The 20,278-nt window shown below is 35.7% G+C and carries 9 protein-coding genes; all 9 read left to right on the top strand.

Annotation, left to right across the window (positions count from 1 at the left end):
* Window positions 1–150 precede the first annotated feature (150 nt).
* Window positions 151–4,188, top strand: coding sequence for a hybrid sensor histidine kinase/response regulator transcription factor (locus tag ACNRYB_RS19075; protein ID WP_473728360.1), 4,038 nt, complete (start codon window positions 151–153; stop codon window positions 4,186–4,188).
* Window positions 4,189–4,816: 628 nt separating this feature from the next.
* A complete protein-coding gene (locus ACNRYB_RS19070; protein ID WP_129748192.1) occupies window positions 4,817–6,217 on the top strand; it encodes a hypothetical protein in 1,401 nt (466 codons plus the stop codon).
* Window positions 6,218–6,263: 46 nt separating this feature from the next.
* Entirely contained in the window at window positions 6,264–9,296 is a 3,033-nt protein-coding gene (locus ACNRYB_RS19065) for a SusC/RagA family TonB-linked outer membrane protein (protein ID WP_473728359.1), read from the top strand.
* A gap of 11 nt (window positions 9,297–9,307) precedes the next feature.
* Window positions 9,308–10,909, top strand: coding sequence for a RagB/SusD family nutrient uptake outer membrane protein (locus tag ACNRYB_RS19060; protein ID WP_473728358.1), 1,602 nt, complete (start codon window positions 9,308–9,310; stop codon window positions 10,907–10,909).
* Between the two features lies 1 nt (window position 10,910).
* Window positions 10,911–12,548, top strand: a complete 1,638-nt coding sequence (locus tag ACNRYB_RS19055) for a glycoside hydrolase (RefSeq protein WP_473728357.1) — start codon at window positions 10,911–10,913, stop codon at window positions 12,546–12,548.
* 166 nt (window positions 12,549–12,714) lie between these two features.
* On the top strand, window positions 12,715–14,301 hold the full coding sequence (locus ACNRYB_RS19050) for a glycoside hydrolase (RefSeq protein ID WP_473728356.1): 1,587 nt from the start codon (window positions 12,715–12,717) through the stop codon (window positions 14,299–14,301).
* Window positions 14,302–14,379: 78 nt separating this feature from the next.
* Window positions 14,380–16,803 carry a glycoside hydrolase family 2 TIM barrel-domain containing protein gene (locus ACNRYB_RS19045; protein WP_473728355.1) on the top strand — a complete coding sequence of 808 codons (2,424 nt, stop codon included), beginning with the start codon at window positions 14,380–14,382 and terminating at the stop codon, window positions 16,801–16,803.
* 111 nt (window positions 16,804–16,914) lie between these two features.
* Window positions 16,915–18,282, top strand: coding sequence for a glycoside hydrolase family 27 protein (locus tag ACNRYB_RS19040; RefSeq protein WP_473728354.1), 1,368 nt, complete (start codon window positions 16,915–16,917; stop codon window positions 18,280–18,282).
* Entirely contained in the window at window positions 18,283–20,220 is a 1,938-nt protein-coding gene (locus ACNRYB_RS19035) for a glycoside hydrolase family 43 protein (protein ID WP_473728353.1), read from the top strand.
* Window positions 20,221–20,278 lie beyond the last annotated feature (58 nt).

Below are 20,278 nucleotides of genomic sequence, written 5' to 3'. Positions count from 1 at the left end.
AAATAAAGCTCAGTAGGGAATAGTTTATTAAAAAAAAAGACTAAACCCAAAATCACATTTAGAAAGCAGGAATGTTTGCCATTTCTGCTTTCTTTTTTTAAAATTTTCCTAAAATTAGCTTATAATTGTACTCTTTACACGAATATAATAATGTACATTTTGAAGCGTTTTGTTCGATATTTTCTACTCTTAATTGGATTTTCTTTGGTAGGATATGCACAGGATTATCCAGTCAAATTTCTTGATATTTCAGACGGTTTGTCTAATAATTCCATCATCACAATTTATCAGGATAAAGAAGGTTATATGTGGTTTGGAACCTATGATGGTTTAAACCGTTATGACGGATATAATTTTAAAGTCTTTAGAAACAGAATCAACGATAAAAAATCTCTGTTATTCAATACCATTTACAATATTGAAGGAGATTCGAGAAATAATATTTGGGTAGGAGGAACTAGCGGAATCTGTATTTACGATAAAACAAAAGCATCATTTCATACGGTTCAATATAAGCTGTGGGACGATAAACCTAAAGTGCTACAAGATATTATACATCAGATGCGCTCCCTGTCAGATAATTTGGTTTTGGTTGCTTCGCAGAAATTAGGGTTGTTGGCTTTTGAAAACGGTTCTTTCACAGGAAAACATATTCCGCTCAACGCATTAGGAAACAGAATTACGATTTCTAATTATGATGCTATTGCAATTCAGGAAAATAAAGAAAAATCAGGATGTTGGGTGTATGTGCGTAATGTTGGAATTTGCTCTTACAATTATAAAGCTAAAGACTTAAAAATTGTTTTTCCACTTTCAATAGGAGTAAAAGCCATTAAGCTTTCTTCTGATGGAAATCTTTTGTTAGGAACAGATGAAGGTTTGTTTTTAATGAATACCAAAACAGGTTCAATTTCCGAAAATTATTTTACCAATAAATGTAGCGTTACAGATGTTTTAGTAGATAAAAAAGGAAAAATCTGGGTTACAACAGACGGTTGCGGCATTTTCTACATAAATCCAAATACTAAAAAACTTCTTTCTTATAACGAACAATTAGCCAAAAGCAATTCGGTTTGGAGTTTATATGAAGACCAATCGGGCAATAAATGGTTTGGTTCGCTTCGTGGCGGAATAAGTATGCTTAGTGATACACCAAAGTATTTTAAAAGCATTCGCTATAATGCCAAAGATCCGGCAGATAATTTTATTTTATCTTTTTGCGAAGATGAAAAAAAGAATGTTTGGGTAGGTACAGACGGTGCGGGTTTAAAATATTGGGATAGAAAAAACAACAGTTATACGAATTATGGGAACTTGCTTTCTAGCAATTTTATTACAGGAATAATTCGCGATAATAATGATATTTGGATTTCTACTTGGGCGGGAGGAATCAATAAAATAAACAAGGTCGCTAATAGCGTAAAAAAATATTCGTGCTATAATCCTAATACCAAACAAACTGAAAAAAATATCTGGTTTGTCTTTAAAGATTCGAAAGCAAATATTTGGGCAAGCTCAACAAATGAAGGCACACTGTATCTTTTAAACCGAAATAAAGATGTTTTTGAGCTTTTCGACAAAAGAATCGATAACCTGCAATGCATGATCGAAACTTCCGATGGAAAGCTATGGGCAGGAAATTATACCTCACTCTTATCTATTGAAAAGAATACTCGAAAAATAACTAAAAAAGTAATTGGCAATCCTATCAGATGTATTTACGAAGACAAGGACAAAAATCTTTGGGTGGGAACTCAGGAAGGCGGATTGCTTTTATTTGACAGAAAGACAAATACATTTAAAAGATTAACAATAGATGATGGTCTGCCTTCAAATTCCATTCTGAGGTTATTAGAAGATAAAGAAGGAAATTTATGGATGAGTACGTATAACGGAATCTGCCGATATGATAAAAAGAATAAAACTTTCCGTAATTTTTCTGTAAATGACGGGCTGCAAAGCAATCAATTTAGTTTTAATGCAGGAATAAAACTTTCATCTGGGGAATTTCTTTTTGGAGGCATAAACGGTTTTAATATTTTTTATCCTCAAGCTATAAAGGGTTTGAATCAAAAAAATAATGTATTGCTGACCGATTTTTACGTTAATAATCAACTGATTGAAGAAAGTAAAGCTGAGGTTGATATCGATTCTAATAAAATAAAAGAAGTTAGTCTGGAATACGATCAAACCACTTTATCACTAGAATTTGTGGCGCTAGACTACAATAATGCAGATAAGATAAATTATGCCTATTTTTTAGAAGGTTGGGATCAGCAGTGGAATTATGTGGGCCAGGCGCGAAAAGCAAATTATTCACGGCTTCCAGAAGGGAAATACACCTTTAAAGTAAAGACAACCAATTTTCAAGGCGGATGGAATAAAGAAGTCAGTTTAGTTTCTATAACAGTTTTGCCACCTTGGTATAGAACCTGGTGGGCTTATACCTTATATCTTTTAGCAATTGGAGGAATACTGTTTTTATACTTGGATTATAACAAAAACAAAGAAAAATTAAAGTATAAGGTTAAAATCGCAGAGCTTGAAAGCAAGAAAGAAAAAGAGATTGCCGAAAAGCAGTCGTCTATGTTTACTTATATTTCGCACGAATTTAGAACACCGCTTTCGCTGATTATTAATCCGCTGAAAAAAGCAGTTCAAAAAGAAATTGTAGAGAACGGTTCTTCTGGAAGCGATTTGGCAATTGCCCATCGAAATGCCAGAAGACTTTTAAGTTTGGTAGATCAATTACTTTTACTAAGAAAAGCAGAAAACGATGCCGATTCTTTGCGTTTGTCTCCAATAGATGTAAATAATCTTTCGAATGAAGTGTATCAATGCTTCGTCAATCAGGCAAAGGAAAAACAGATTAGTTATAATTTCATTATTCCAGAGCACGAAATTACCATTATTGGGGATTATGAAAAGATTGAAATTTCACTGTTTAATTTAATGTCAAATGCTTTTAAATACACGCCAATTGGAGGCGAAATCAATTTGACAGTAACTGAAAATGATGATGAAGTTTTTCTTGAGATAAGCGATAGCGGAGATGGAATTGATAAAAAAGATATTGATGTTATTTTTGAAAAATTCAAACAGATCAATTCGAAGGTTTCAGTTGGAACTGGTTTTGGCATTGGACTTTATATTGTAAAATATTTCGTTGACAAACATAAAGGATCTGTAATCTGCAGTAGTGAAAAAGGAAAGGGAAGTACATTTAAATTGGCATTTTTAAAAGGAAACAGTCATTTTGAGGATATAGAAATTACCAATGAAAAACCGCAGCGAAGCCAATTATTTGATGAATTGATTCCAGATGAAATCGAAGAACCGATTCCTGCAGCAGTGACTTCAATAGCAGACAGTGATTTTAAGAAGACTATGTTAAGCGATAAGCGAACTGTTTTGATTATTGATGATAATGCAGAAATTAGAGCGTACCTTATTAAGTTATTTGCTGATAATTATATAGTCTACAGTGCTGAAAATGGAGAAGAAGGTTTAAAAATGACCAAAAAGCATATGCCAGATCTTGTCATTAGCGATATTACAATGGAAGCTATGGACGGTTTAGAGCTGTGCCGAAGAATTAAAGAAGATAACGCTTTATCACATATTCCCGTTATTTTACTAACAGCATCTAAAAATCCGGAAACTCATTTACAAGGAATTAATGAGGGCGCAGATGACTATATCACAAAACCATTTGATGATGATATTCTCACAGCAAGAGTCGATTCTCTATTGCGAAATCGCCATAATTTGCGAACCTATTTCTTAGATAGTATAACATTCAAAGAAAATACCCAGAAAGTTCCTGTTGAATATCAAGAGATATTAAAAAAATGTATCGAAATTGTTGAAGCTAATATTCATAAAAAAGATTTCACGATTCGAACTTTTGCCCTTGAAATGGGAATGAGTCACAGAACGCTTTATACTAAGATCAAAATTATTTCTGGTCAAACCTTAAATGCTTTTATTCGTTCTTTGCGAATCAGAAGGGCAGCGATGCTGATGCTGACTGAAGATATGAATATTACTCAGGCGAGTACCGAGGTTGGATTTGAAGATCCGAAATATTTTAGACAGCAGTTTGTAAAACTTTTTGGCATAACTCCTTCAGAATATATTAAAAAGTATAAAACGTCATTCAATTCTGACTTGAATATCATTAAATAAGCTATGGACTAAGTTTTTTTGTTGCATAATTTGCTTCTTTTTTTAATGAAGAGTTATTTTTTTTTATTCAGCTCAAACGTTTTAGGTGAAAAACTGCTATTTATTCAATAATTATATATTTTGTAAAAAATCCCCCATGATTTTAAATACTCTTTAAAATTTGATTCAAAATAATGGTTAATTGCAATTTTGACCTCCTTTTTTTTCCAATTTACCCCTCATAAGAAGTGTTATTTAGACATTTCTTTGCAGTAATAGCAATCATAAATAGAGTTTTGCTATTGGTCATAAGTGTTAATTAAGATAGTTAGTTATCTGTTTAAAGAGCTGAGCATTCTTTAAATGTTAGATCAGTAATGGTTGGTTTACATTACTTATCATCCCGCAGTTAATTTAAGCTGCGGGTTACTTAAAAAAGGCACTTATTATAAACTTAAAAAGAAATAAAAAAGAAATATCTAACCATGTAACCAAACTCAAAACAATATGAAAATGACCACATAATGATGTACTGCTATTTTTTCTGCCTCATATAAAAATAGCACAATCTCGAATAACCTACGATATTAAAAAACAAACTTTGACTTTTAGAAAAAAACTAACTAACCTAACCTCAAAAATTAAAGAAATGAAAAAAAATGTATTTTTATTTTTTCTTGCTCTTTTTGGCCTTCTCGCAACAACTGGATGCCAAAATAATGAATCAGGATTTCCAAGTTCTGATAATCCTACGGTGGTAGTTTCTACAAAAGAGATCTATGGAGCTCCGAGTAGAAAATTTGAAATTAAAGCTGCGCTTGCAGACGATTTAGGATTAAAAAGCGTACAAATTCAAATTCCAGAATTATCTCTGGATAAAGTAATTTCTTTTGGAACAAATCCGCTTTTAAAATCGTATGATTTGAGTTATTTTTTTGAAATTCCTGCTGATAGAGGAACGTCGGAAGCTTTCAAAATTAAACTAGCTATTACAGATGTTTCAGGCAATGTTGTAAACGAAGAGATTAATCTGCGTTTAGATGGTGAGTTTGCGGCTCCTAGCATAACAATGATTACACCAAAAGAAGGAGCAGTTATTTTATTGTCTACAAGCAATGAAATGCCAGTAAATTTTGTGGTAAACGATGATTCAGGAATCGATTATGTGCAAGTAAAATGCGAAGCTTTAGGAATCGATGAAATGATTCAGTTGTCAGGATCTCCACAGTCATATACATTCAATAAAACGTACAAATTGCCAGTAACGGCTGCCAATTATGTTTTAACAATTACAGCTAAAGATAAATTTGCGATTCCAAATTCAGGAGCATTAAACGTAAATATCGTGGCTACCAATGAATATCCAGCGATCTATTTATGCGATCAGCCAAAAGGGACTAATCTTACTACAGATGCAGTTGGTGTTCCGATGTATTTCCATGAAAAAAGCGGACAGGATTTCGAATTCAAGTATTACGCCGATAAAGACAACAAAGAAGTATATTTCTTAGGTCAGGAATCTGATTTTGCCCCTCATTGCTTTGGTTTAAATGCTTCTGGAGAATTAGTAGATGATGTTGCTTCAACGCCAATTATTTTGCCAACAAAAGGATATTATAAAATAAAAGTAAATCCAAATACTTTAAAATATACTGCAGAAAAATATACTCCAACGAGTAAAGTTTGGGCAGATATTGCAAATGGTTTATGGCATGATGATGCTGCATTAAGAAAACCGTTTGTAAGTGTTTGTGGTGGCGGTATTCAAGGCGCAACTTGGGATACTTGGGATGCTTGGGTGCAAAAAGGATTACACTTAGCTAATAATCCTAGCAATCCTTATCAATTAGTGGGTGAATACACTTTAACGGGAACTATAGAAGCAACTTTCACAGGCCAATGGTGGGATCCTTCTTGGAGATTAATTAAAAATGGAATTGCAACGATGTCTCCGGGAGAAAATGGCAATGCCAAATATCCAGCAGCTCCGGGTGTTTACAAAGTAGTTTTAGATACCGAACTGGAAAGAGTATTTATAACAAAAAAATAGTTGGTTATAACCTTAGTTGTAACATTAACAAATAAAACAGCTTAATATGAAATTTAAATATATAGGATTTTTTATTGCCCTTTTGTGTACTGCTGTATCTTTTGGACAAATAAAAATAAAAGGTACTGTTAAGGATAAAGCCAATGTGCCGATTCCAGGAGTAAATGTAATAGTGAAAGGAACTTCAACATCGGCAGCGACCGATTTTGATGGAAATTATGCGATAAGTGTTCCAAACAAAAATGCACAAATCGAATTTTCATTTGTAGGTTTTACTTCCCAGCTTGTATCAGTTGGAGATAAAACAGAGATTAGTGTAGTAATGCAGGAATCAAGTCAAGCGCTAGATGAGATAGTGGTAGTAGGTTATGCGGCCGTAAAAAAGAGCGATGTTACGAGTTCGATTTCTTCTGTAAAAGGAAAAGAATTGCAAACTATGACAGTTGGTAACGTAGCAGAATCACTTCAAGGAAAAGTTTCTGGAGTGCAGGTTACAGGACAAGGAGGTCCAGGCGCGCAGCCAAGGGTTTTAATTCGCGGTATTTCGACTTTAAACTTAAATACAGATCCATTGTATGTGGTAGACGGAATTCCGATGGGGACAAGCATCAATTTCTTAAGTACGAATGAAATTGAATCTATGGAGGTTCTTAAAGATGCTTCTGCAAGTGCAATTTATGGTTCTCGTGCATCGAATGGAGTTATTTTAATTACCACGAAAAAAGGAAAAGTTGGAAAAACGAGATTCAATTTTGATTTAAGTTCTGGTATGCAAATTATGAATAATCCTTATAATATGGCTGATGCCGAGGGTTATGCAACAATTATGAATAAAGCTTATAATAATTCTGGCTATTCAGACTATTTGCCAAATCCATCTCAATACAGAGGAAAAACGACAGATTGGTGGAAGGCAGGAATTAGAACAGGAACACCAGTTACAAATGCTTCTTTAGGTATATCAGGCGGTTCTGATAAGCATACGTATGCCATCAGTTTAAATTATTATGATTCTGATTCTATGTATGGAATAGGCGGTTGGGAAAGAGTAACGATGAGAATTTCAAATGATTTTAAATTCTCTGATAAATTTTCAGCAGGAATCACCTTAAACCCTCGTTATGAAACTTGGGGAGCACCTGGAAACTGGGCGGACTTTGATAAAATAGATCCAATTACGCCAATTTACAAACCAGCAGATCAATTAAGCGGAACAGAAAATGAATACAGCATTTATGCAAGATCTCCATCTTATGTTTGGAATCCAGTTGCAGCTGTAAAACGTTATGATGATTATACAAACAAATACAACTTAAATACAAACGGATATTTACAATACGAACCTATCAAAGGTTTAGTATTCCGCACACAAGCGTCCGTTGAAGTTGGAGACGAAGTAAGAAATAAATTCAGTCCTGATTTTGTAATTGACGCAGCGCATGAAAAAGCCGAAATCAATAGTGTTGAAAAGTGGAATACGACAAATGTAGATTGGACTTGGCAAAATACCATTACGTATTCTAAAACATTTGCAGAGAAACACAATGCTTCTTTGATGATTGGTAACACGATGGAAGAATACAACGGAAATAATCTTTGGGGTTATGGAGAAGGTGTGCCAAATAACTCAGATTCTATGAGAGAGTTAAATGCTGCTACTAAAAATAAAGACAGTAAAGGAAACAGCTGGTCTAGTTCATTAATGTCTTATATTTCTCGATTTTCTTATAACTACGACGGTAAATACTATTTTACAGGAACATTCAGACGTGATGGTTCTTCAAAATTCATGACCAATAACAAATGGGCAAATTTCCCTTCGGCATCAGTTTCTTGGAGAATTTTAAACGAAGGCTTTATGGAATCTGCCAAAGATGTTGTTAGCGATTTAAGATTAAGAGCAGGATGGGGTAAAGTGGGGAACCAAGGTTTGCCAGATGCAGTTTATCAATCAAACATCGGACAAGGATATTATGTAATTGGCGGTAACGTAGTAGATACTTCTTATCCTTCTTCAATGGCAAATAAAGACATTAAATGGGAAACGGTAGAAGATATGAGCTTTGGTCTTGATTTCGGATTTTGGAAAAATAAGGTTACTGGTTCATTGGAATACTACAAAAAACAGACACATGATATGTTATTCTTAAAACAGTTTCCAACTTATAGCGGGTTCCCAGGATATTCTACAATGTGGACAAACATTGGATCAATGCAATCAAGCGGTATAGATTTGTTACTTTCTTATAAAGATAAAAAAGGTGATTTCTCGTATGGTGTAGATGTAACTTTTACTACGGTAAATGTAGACATGTTGTCGCTTTCTGCTGACGGTGAAAGACTTTACGGTTCAAGCAATAGAACTTTGACGGTAAAAGGAGATGAGCCAGGCTATTTTTACGGATATGTAGCTGATGGATTGTTCCAAAACCAAACGGAATTAAACTCACATACAGATGAGCACGGAACGAAATTACAGCCGTATGCACAAGTGGGAGATGTTCGTTTTAAAGATATTAACGGCGACGGAAAATTAGATGACAAAGACAGGACCAAAATTGGTTCTCCTTGGGCAGATTACAACATTGGATTGAATTTAAATTTTGCTTACAAAGGATTTGATTTGGTAGCTAATTTTTACTCGAGTATTGGAAACGATATTGTAAACACCAATATTTCAGATTTATATAACGGAGCAAGTTTAACAAATAAAGTTAGCGGATTAGAACAAATGGCTTGGCATGGTGAAGGAACTTCCAATTATATTCCTCGTTTGTCTAAAGATGATAACAATGAAAACTTTACTAAATTCTCTTCTCTTTATGTTGAAGATGGTTCTTTTGTCCGCATGAAAAACTTGCAGGTGGGATACTCTTTCTATAACAAATTTGGACTGGATAAATTGAGAGTATCATTGTCAGGACAAAATTTATGGACATGGACAAAGTACACGGGAGTTGATCCTGAAGTAGCAGGAGGTGATCCTGATAAACAAGACAGAGTAAAAGGATCAGGTTTTGGAGGATGGAATTATCCGGTACAGCCAACAATCTTGATGGGACTTAATGTTGCATTTTAATCAAAACGATCATGAAAAAAATAATAGTATCAATAATAACTTTTTCTCTATTAGCAGTTTCTTGTAGCGATTTTATTGAAAAAGAACAAAGAGGAACGCAGACTTTAGAAAATTATTTTCAAACCGCGCAAGAGTGCGAAAATTATGCCAATGAATTAACACAGCGATTACTGCTGGCCAAAGACTGGTGGACATTAACAGCGCCAAGAGTAACCAACGAAATGTCTACCGATGACGCTTGGATGGGAAATACAGGACAAGATAGTGGAGCTCATAGACCATGCTCGCAATATCTTATCACTCCTGATAACATGGGAGATATGAATAGTATTTATACAGCTCATTATTATACCATTCAATCTGCAAACATTGGTTTAGAAAGAATGGCTCAATCACCAATTACAGAAGCTCAGAAAAACCAGTATATGGGAGAATCTTTATTTGTGCGCGCTTATTGCTACTACGAATTGGTAAATCTTTTCGGAGGAGTTCCTTTGTATACAAAATCTTTAGGAACAGGAGATTTAACTTTGCAGAGAAGTTCTGCGGCAGAAGTATATGCACAAATTGAAACCGATCTTAAAGATGCGGCAGCTAAATTAGAAAGTGCTCCTGTAAACAGAGACGGCAGAATAAACAAATGGGCGGCTTATGCTTTATTGGCACGTGTTTCTTTATTTCAAGAAAAATGGGCCGAAGCAAAAACTTATTCGAACAAAGTTATTACAGAAGGGCCTTTCCAGTTAGAAGCAGATTTTTTAAATATTTGGAATGTAAACAATCATAACGGAGTAGAATCTATTTTAGAAGCGCAGTCATCTTCTGTTCAAAATAGAGATTTAGGAGCGGCTTTGCCTACTTTATCTGGAGCAAGAGGAGAAGACAAGAAGAATTTCCCAAGCAATGATGCTGCTGATGTTTTAGACGGATGGGGATGGTGTATGCCAACAAGTGACTTAGAAAATGCTTATCTTTCTGAAAATGATGTGATTCGTCGCAGAAGTACTATTACAAAATGGGGAGAAGCTGCTTATGGAGATGAAGTTTTAAACCCAACACATAAGTTTAGCTTAAATGATAATAAATCAGGACGTATTTGCCGTAAATATTATATTCCGATAGCAACTCGTCGTTCTTTAGATAAAAAAGACGGCCACTTGCCATTAAACATTCCATTGATTCGCCTGGCAGAGATGTATTTGACAAGAGCAGAAGCGAATTACCATTTAGGCGGAGATGCTTTAGCAGATATCAATATCATTAGAGCACGTGTGAAATTGGATCCAAAAACAGGAATTTCTGGTCCAACTTTATTGAGACAAATCTATAAAGAACGCCGTTTAGAATTGGCTTTTGAGGGATTGCGTTTATTTGATATCCGTCGCGAAAAGGACCCAACAACAGGAAGACCAGTTATAGAATCTTTAATGGGACCAAACGGAACTTTTGTGAAATACAATTTAAGTTCAACAGATCCTTATGAAACAACTAACTTGAGAGAACCGCAAGACAAAGGAATCAATTTTGATCCTTCTAAACACTTATTGTGGCCAATTCCGCAATTAGAAATCGACCTGAGCGGCAATGTCATTAAACAAAATCCTGGATACTAACATGAAGTTTAATAATCAAAATAAAGTGAGTCTGCTGTGTGCAGGCTTACTTTTCGCAAGTTCTCTTTTTGTAAGTTGTGACTCTGAAAAATCTGAAAATTCAGGCTCAGAAAATGCTGTGGCGGAATTGAATGTGAGTTTAGACATGAATCTTCAAACCATGGAAAGTTTTGGAGCTTCGGATGCCTGGCAATGTAATTTTATAGGGAAAAATTGGCCTACGGATAAGAAAAATAAAATAGCCGATTTATTATTTAGCCAAAGTGTAGATGCTGACGGAAATCCAAAAGGAATTGGATTGTCATTGTGGCGTTTTAATCTCGGAACAGGAAGTGCCGAACAAGGCGAAGCGAGTGATATTACAGATGAATGGAGAAGAACAGAATGTTTTACTGCGGATGGAGTTTCGTACAACATGTCAAAACAAGCAGGTCAGGTTTGGTTTATGAAAGCGGCAAAAGAACGTGGTGTAGATAAACTTTTGGCTTTTGCTAACAGTGCTCCAGTTTATTTAACTCAAAACGGAAAAGCTCATGCGACAATCAAAGAATTTTACAACTTAAAAGAAGGTAAAATGCCAGATTTGGCCGATTTCTGGACAACATCTTTAGATAAGCTAAAAACAGAACATGGTTTGACTATCGATTATGTGAGTCCGTTTAACGAACCGCAATATGAGTGGGACGGTTCTGGACAAGAAGGCTCTCCAGCGACCAATGCTAATATTTATAGTTTTGTAAATATCCTTTCGCCAAAATTGCAATCAAAAGGCTTAGATGCAAAAATTGTAGTTGGAGAAGCCGGATCTTATGAATCTCTATATAAAACTGTTTCAGGAAAAGAAAGCAGATCCAATCAGATTGATTATTTTTTTGCTGCGAACTCTAGTAAAAAAATCACAGGCTTAAGCAATGTTAAAAAAACGATTTCTGGACACAGTTACTGGCAAGCATGGCCATTGAGCACATTGATTTCGTCAAGACAAGATGCAGCATCAAGAATTCAATCGGTTGGTGGAGTTAGTCTTTGGTCATCCGAATATTGTGTATTAGAAAGCCCAGGAACTGCTGAACTTCCGGGCGGAGCGGGAGCAGGTAGAGATTTAGGAATGTCATTAGCACTTTGGACGGCACGCATCATCAGCGCAGATATTGCTATTGGAGGCGTTACGTCTTGGCAGTGGTGGACCGCAATAAGTCGCGGGGATTACAAAGATGGTTTAATTCACGTAGATGATGGCGCAAGCAACGGAGCAGGAAATGCAGATTATTGTAAAAATGACGGATACATCAGAGATTCTAAAACACTTTGGGCTTTAGGAAACTTTTCGTTCTTCGTTAAACCAGGAATGGTAAGAGTTCAAATTCCTAGTGTTGACAATTCAACTGCTTTGAATGATATTATGGTTACGGCTTATAAAGATGCTACAAACAAAAAATTGGTAATCGTTGCTGTTAACATGAGCAAATCAGTTAAAAAATATAATCTAAAGCTTTCAGGAGGAACAGTTACAGATAATAAATTGACTCCTTATACAACTTCGGAAACAATGAGTTTGAAAAAAGGAACTGCGGTTGATGCAGCGAGTTTAGAAATTCCTGCTAGGTCGGTTGTAACTTATGTAGGAACTTACAAATAAGATTCTAAGATTCTGAGTTGCTAAGAAACTAAGGTTTCACATAATCTTGTCATCCCGACGAAGAAGGGATTTTCACAAGTAGCTCCACAAAGATTGGAGACTTGTATTACAGAAATTTTTCCTTCGTCTAAATGACAAAATTGAGGATAATAAAAACAAAAAATAAATGAGAAAAGTATATCTCTTGCTTTTATTGGTAATTAGTTCGCTGTCTTTTGCACAGCGAACCGTTACCATAAGCACAGATAATGTAGTACAAACCATGGACGGTTTTGGAGGTTCTGATGCTTGGAGAACACAGTTTGTGGGTAAAAACTGGCCAAAACAGAAAAAAAATGCCATTGCAGATTTATTGTTTAGCAAAGAAATCGATGCGCAGGGAAATCCAAAAGGAATTGGACTTTCGATTTGGAGATTTAATCTAGGCGCTGGAAGTGCAGAGCAAGGAGAAAACAGTAAAGTTTCGGACGAGTGGAGAAGAAGTGAATGTTTCCTAAATGCTGATGGAACTTACGATTTCTCAAAACAAGAAGGGCAAAGATGGTTTTTGCAGGCAGCCAAAAAACGCGGAGTAGAAAAATTCCTGATTTTTACCAATAGTCCGCCAGTGCATATGACGAACAACGGATTGTCTTTTGCTTCTCAAAAGAATAAACTGAATCTAAAAGATGGTGCAATTCCAAAATTTGCCGATTTCTTAGTTCAAAGTATTCAAGGATTGGAGAAAAAAGAAGGAATCAAATTCGATTATGTCAGTCCCATAAATGAACCGCAATGGGAATGGATGCCAAAAAATGGGGATACCAACAGTCAAGAGGGAACACCAGCGACCAATCAGGAAATATATGATTTAACCAAATCACTTTCAGAGAAACTGAAAGCAAAAAAAATGAGCACTGAAATTGTGATTGCAGAAGCCGCGCAAATCGATTATTTATATGAAAATGTAAATGCCGAAAATCGAGACAATCAGATCGATTTTTTCTTTGGAAAAACAAAAACCAATGTGACAAAATTTTCGAATGTAAAAAATGTAATTCTCGGACACAGTTATTTTACTACTTGGCCAATTGAAAGACAAGTTTTAAGCCGAAAATTGATTGCCGCAGAAGTTAAGCAAAAACCGGGATTAAAGTACTGGCAGTCGGAATACTGTATTTTAGAAAACCCTGGAGAGGCTGAAATCCCGGGAGGTTCTGGCGGCGGTAGAGATTTAGGAATGCAGACTGCTTTATTCGTAGCGAGATTAATCCATAACGATATTGCGGTGGCAAATGCCGCTTCGTGGCAATGGTGGACTTCTATTACAAGAGTAGATTACAAAGACGGCTTAATTTATCTGGATGACGGAAAAAGCAATGGAAGCACAACACCAGATTATGTGAGGAATGATGGAGAATTTCACGATTCCAAATTGCTTTGGGCTTTAGGAAATTATTCGCTTTTTGTACGTCCAGGAATGCAGCGAGTTGATGTTCCAAACCAAAAAGAATTAGATGCAGCAAATGATGTAATGCTTACTGCATACAAAGACATTCTAAACAAAAAACTGATTGTTGTTGCTGTAAACTGTGGCAAAGAAGCTCAGAAATACAAATTCGATTTATCAAAAGGAACTTTAAAAAACAATGAGTTCACACCTTATGTAACTTCTGATGCATCAAATTTAAAAAGAGCTGAAGTCCAAAAAAATGGAAATTTAGAAATTCCAGCAAGGTCAGTAGTGACGTTCGTTGGGGAATTACAATATTAAAAAAAGGTTTCAAGTTTCAGGTTTCACGTTCAAACCTAACTTGAAATCTGAAACCCGAAACAAAAAATAACTAAAAACATGTTAACTAAGAAAATTTTACTTCCTGTTTTACTCTTTTCTTGTCTGTCTGCGAGTAGCCAGATTTCGTTTGGAGATTCAAAAAAAATTAATGACAATTGGAAATTCAATCTTCAGGATGTTTCCGATGCAAAAAATGCTGCTTTTGATGATACTAAATGGCAGAACGTAAATGTACCGCACGACTGGAGCGTAAAAGGACAGTTGAGTCCAACGCTGGCAAGCTGTCAAGGGTATCTGCCGGGCGGCATTGCTTGGTACAGAAAATCAATCAATATTCCGCAGAGCAAATCAGGTGAAAAAGTGTATTTGTATTTTGAAGGCGTTTACAACAGAAGTGAAGTGTTCATCAACGGAAAATCATTAGGAAAACGTCCAAACGGTTATATTTCTTTTGCATATGATGCCACTCCTTTTGTAAAATTTGGAGGAGAAAATACGATTTCAGTTCGTGTTGACCACAGCCAAAGTGCCGATTCGAGATGGTACACAGGTTCAGGAATTTACAGAAATGTATGGGTAGTTTATGCTAATCCGATTCATATTGCACAATGGGGCGTTTATGCTTATCCAGAAGTGAAAAAAGGTGCTGGAACATTGAACGTTGAGGTTGATGTAGAAAATGGTTCTGCTTCTAAATCTACATTGACTGTTGTAAATGAATTGTTTTCAAAAGATGGAAAATCAGTTGGAAAAACAACTTCTAAAGTTGAAGTTGCGGGGAATCAAAACGGAAAAATTTCGACTAAAATCAATGTTAAGAATCCACAGTTATGGGATTTAGACAATCCAAATTTATACGAATTGAAAACTACTGTTTTACAGGACGGGAAAGAAATCGATAAAACGGTAACACAAACAGGTTTTAGAAACTTTACATTCGATCCCAACAATGGTTTTGCTCTTAACGGAAAATGGATGAAAGTGAAAGGGGTTTGTTTACATCATGATGCAGGAGTTTTGGGATCAGCAGTTCCGAGAGAAGTTTGGAAAACAAGATTACAAACCTTGAAGGAAATTGGTGTAAATGCCATCAGAACAAGTCATAATCCGCAAGCACCAGATTTTTATGAGCTTTGCGACGAATTAGGATTGTTAGTTTTAAACGAAGCTTATGACGAATGGGAATTCCCAAAGCGTAAATGGCTAGAAGGCTGGAATTATGGAACACCTGGATTTGAAGGTTCGTTTGATATTTTTGCTGATTGGGCAGAAAAAGATTTAGAAGATTTTGTGCGTCGTGACAGGAATCATCTTTCCGTATTTGCATGGAGCATTGGCAACGAAGTAGATTATCCAAACGATCCATATTCGCATCCGGTCTTAGATAAAGGAAAAGATGGTTTCGGACAAGCAGCTTATGGAGGCTATAAACCAGATGCGCCAGATGCCATGCGTCTTGGAGCTATAGCAAAACGTTTGGTGGCAGCAGTTAAAAAATACGATAAATCACGTCCGACAACGGCAGGCTTAGCAGGAGTCGCAATGTCTAATGAAACAGAATATCCAGGTGCGTTAGATATTACAGGATACAATTATACAGAAAGCAAATACCAGACAGATCATGCTAAATATCCAAAAAGGGTTATTTACGGAAGTGAAAATGTTCATGATATGGAACCTTGGCTCGCAGTAAAAAACAACAAACATATTTTTGGGCAATTTCTTTGGACTGGTATCGATTATTTAGGAGAATCAGGAAGATGGCCTTCAAGAGGATTTTACTCAGGTTTAGTCGATTTTGCGGGAGTTATTAAACCAAGAGGATATTTCCGCCAGTCATTATGGTCAGATAAACCAATGGCTTATTTAGGAACATATCCTTTAGCAGATGAAAAAGATATTTCTAAAGATGCGTGGGCTATTTGGAATTATGAAGCGGGGCAGAAAATCAGAGTGGTTTGTTATACCAATGCAGCAAAAGCGCGTTTGGAATTGAACGGAAAAGTGGTTGGAGAAACTAAATTATATGACGAAAAAACGGGAATTATTTACTGGGATATTCCGTTTGCTTCAGGAAAATTAGAAGCAGTTGGTTTAGATAAAAGTGATAAAGAGGTGAGCCGTTTTGCAATTGCTTCAACACAACAGCCAGTTGAATTAACGATTGCAGAGAAAAACATTACGATAAGCAAAGACAAAGGCGTTGCTAAAATCATGGTTCAGGTTAAAGATCAAAACGGACTTCCGGTAATGCTTTCAGATAATGAAGTAACTTGTACGATTAGCGGCCCCGGAAAATTATTAGGATTGGAAGCTGGAAATAACAGCGATATGACAGATTATACAGATAATATTCAGCGAGTATTCCACGGACATATTGCAGCGTATATTCAGGCAAATGGAGATTCGACAGCGCCAATAAAAGTAAAATTTACAAGCCAGTGGCTAAAACCTGTTGAAGTTACTGTAAATGTGAAATAACAAAGCAAGAAATGACCTGGCAGGTTTTTAAAACCTGTCAGGGCTAATTTTTGTCTGCAACAATAAAATTTCATTATATTTAAAGTGTAAAAACCACACATAAAAACATAGATGAAAATTACAAACTTACTTACAATCGCTATAGGAACATTTTTTCTATCAGCTACAACTAACGCTCAAAACACATTTCAAAAAGAAGAATTTAAACAATGGGCTCAGACTCCGCCAATGGGATGGAACAGCTGGGATTGTTACGGCCCGACTGTTGAAGAACATGAAGTAAAAGCCAATGCCGATTATATGGCAAAAGAGCTGAAGAAATTTGGCTGGGAATATGTCGTAGTGGATATCCGATGGTTTGTCGAAAATGACAAAGCAGGCGGTTACAATCAAACAGATCCACGTTATGTTATCGATCAATACGGGAGATATCTTCCGGCAGTAAATCGATTTCCTTCAGCAAAAGATGGACAAGGTTTTAAACCACTAGCCGATTACATTCATAAAAAAGGACTGAAATTTGGAATTCATATTATGCGCGGTATTCCGAAAAAAGCGGTTGAAGAAAAAATGCCAATTAAAGGTGCAAACGGAATTACAGCAGATCAGATTTATTCAACAGCATTGCAATGCGAATGGCTGAAAGATAACTATACAGTTGTAGCGGATAAACCAGGAGCACAGGAATACTACAATTCTATTTTCGAATTGTACGCACAATGGGGAGTAGATTTTATTAAGATTGATGATTTATCAAGACCGTATCACGAAGGAGAAATTAATTTAATTAGAAACGCCATTGATAAATGTGGGCGTAAAATTGTTTTAAGCACATCTCCAGGAGAAACACCAATTTCAGCAGCGCCACACGTATCTGCACATGCCAATATGTGGCGTATGGTAGATGATGTTTGGGATACTTGGCCGCACATCACACATTTAATGGATGTTGCTCAAAAATGGTATCCGTACATCGCACCGGGAACATGGCCAGATTGCGATATGATTCCGTTAGGACGTATTTCGATTAGAGGAGAACGTGGCAACGACAGAATGACTCGTTTAACAAAAGACGAACAATATACTTTAATTACATTTTTCAATATCTTCAAATCACCATTGTTTTTTGGCGGCGATTTACCAAGCAATGATGCTTTTACCTTATCGTTATTAACGAATAAAGAAGTAGTAAAAATGCATAATGAAAGTACTGAAGTAAAACAGCTTTTCCAAAAAGACGGAAAGATTGCAGTCACTTCAAAAAATGCAAAAGATGGGAGTGTTTATTTAGCTCTATTCAATATTTCGGATAAAGATTCGCAGAAAGTGTCCGTAAATCTTTCAGATCTTGGAATTTCAGGTACTGCGGAAGTTTTAAATATGTGGACAGGAGAAAAATCTAAATTAAATTCGAAAGAAATTGGAGCCGATTTAAGATCTCACGCTTCAGTGTTATATCAATTAAAAAGTAAAAAATAAATGAAGAGAATATTTTTTTGCCTTATATCATTATTAAGCCTTTTTGATCCCTTACAAGCCCAAAATACAGCAAAAGGAATTCCGCCCGTAATTGCAGATAAAGATCTGACAGCTTATTTATTTGTTTATTTTATTGGAAATAAAGTAGAAGAAGAAGCGGTCAATTACGCCATAAGCACAGACGGCTATAATTATTATGCGCTCAATAACAACAGGCCTGTTTTAGACAGTAAAACCATCAGTTCAACAGGAGGAGTTCGTGATCCGCATATATTGCGTGGCGCAGATGGCAAGACATTTTATATGGTTTTGACCGATATGACTTCTTCAAAAGGCTGGGACAGCAATCGTGCAATGGTTTTATTAAAAAGTACCGATTTAGTAAACTGGAAAAGCAATATTGTAAATATCCAAAATACATTTCCAGGAAACGAAAATCTAAAACGTGTTTGGGCGCCACAAACTATTTATGATACAAAAGCGGGTAAATACATGATTTACTTTAGTATGCAGCATGCAGGAGGACCGGATAAAATTTATTACGCTTACGCGAATAAGGATTTCACGGCTTTAGAAAGCGCTCCTAAACTGTTATTCGTTCCAAAGTCAGGAAATGCTTGTATTGACGGGGACATAATTGAAAAAGATGGAGAATATCATCTTTTTTACAAAACAGAAACCAATACACCTGGAATCAAAGTGGCAGTTACAAAAGATTTGACTTCAGGAAATTGGATTGAAAATGATAACTATCTGCAGCAGACAAAAGATGGAGTAGAAGGTTCTAGTGTTTTCAAATTAAACAATTCAGACGAGTATATTTTGATGTACGACGTTTACACTAAAGGAAGATATCAATTTACAAAAACGAAAGATTTAGAAAATTTCAGCGTAATTGACAATGACATTTCAATGGACTTTAATCCGCGTCATGGAACGATTCTTCCAATAACCCGTTCTGAATTAAAGCGAATTACAGACAAATGGGGAATGCCAGCAAAACTTCCAAAAGTAAATCATAATCCAGTTTTGGAAGGTTATTATGCCGATCCAGAAATTTTATATTCAAATAAAACAAAAAAGTATTACATCTATCCAACAAGCGACGGATTCGATGGCTGGTCAGGATATTATTTCAAGACTTTTTCGTCAGATAATTTAGTAGATTGGAAAGACGAAGGAGTTATCATTGATCTTAAAAAAGACGTGGCTTGGGCAAACAGAAATGCTTGGGCGCCATGTATAGTAGAAAAAAAGATAAAAGGGAAATATAAGTATTTTTACTATTTTACGGCGGCACAAAAAATTGGAGTTGCAGTTTCTGATAATCCTACAGGGCCTTTTAAAGACAGCGGAAAAGCAATTGTAGCTACAAGACCAGAAGGAATAAAAGACGGTCAGGAAATTGACCCAGATGTTTTTACAGATCCAAAAACAGGAAAGAGCTATTTATATTGGGGTAATATGTACATGGGCGTTGCAGAGCTAAATCCAGATATGGTTTCAATAAAGCAAGGAACAACAAAAGTAATTGCAGTTGATGACACTTTCCGTGAAGGAACCTACGTAATCTACAGAAATGGTAAATATTATTTCTTTTGGAGCGAAGACGACACCAGAAGTCCAAATTACAAAGTGAGATACGGAATATCGGATTCGCCAACAGGACCGCTTGAAATTCCAAAAGATAATATCGTAATTCAAGGAAAGCCAGAAGAAGGAATTTATGCAACGGGACACAATTCTGTTTTACAAATTCCGAACAAAGACGAATGGTACATTACATATCACAGATTCTCCTATCCAACAGGAATAAAAATGGGAGATGCAGGAGGTTTTCATCGTGAAGTCTGCATTGATAAATTAGAGTTTAATGCAGATGGAACTATTAAACAAGTTGTTCCAACTCATGGTGGAATTGATGCTTTGAAGAAGTAATTTCAGGATTTAATTTTCAATAAAAAAGCTGTTTCTGAATAAATAGAAACAGCTTTTT

It is taken from the genome of Flavobacterium sp. CR10 (genome assembly GCF_055814415.1).
Note: the sequence above shows the minus strand (reverse complement) of the source record. Positions and strands in the feature narration are given on the sequence as shown.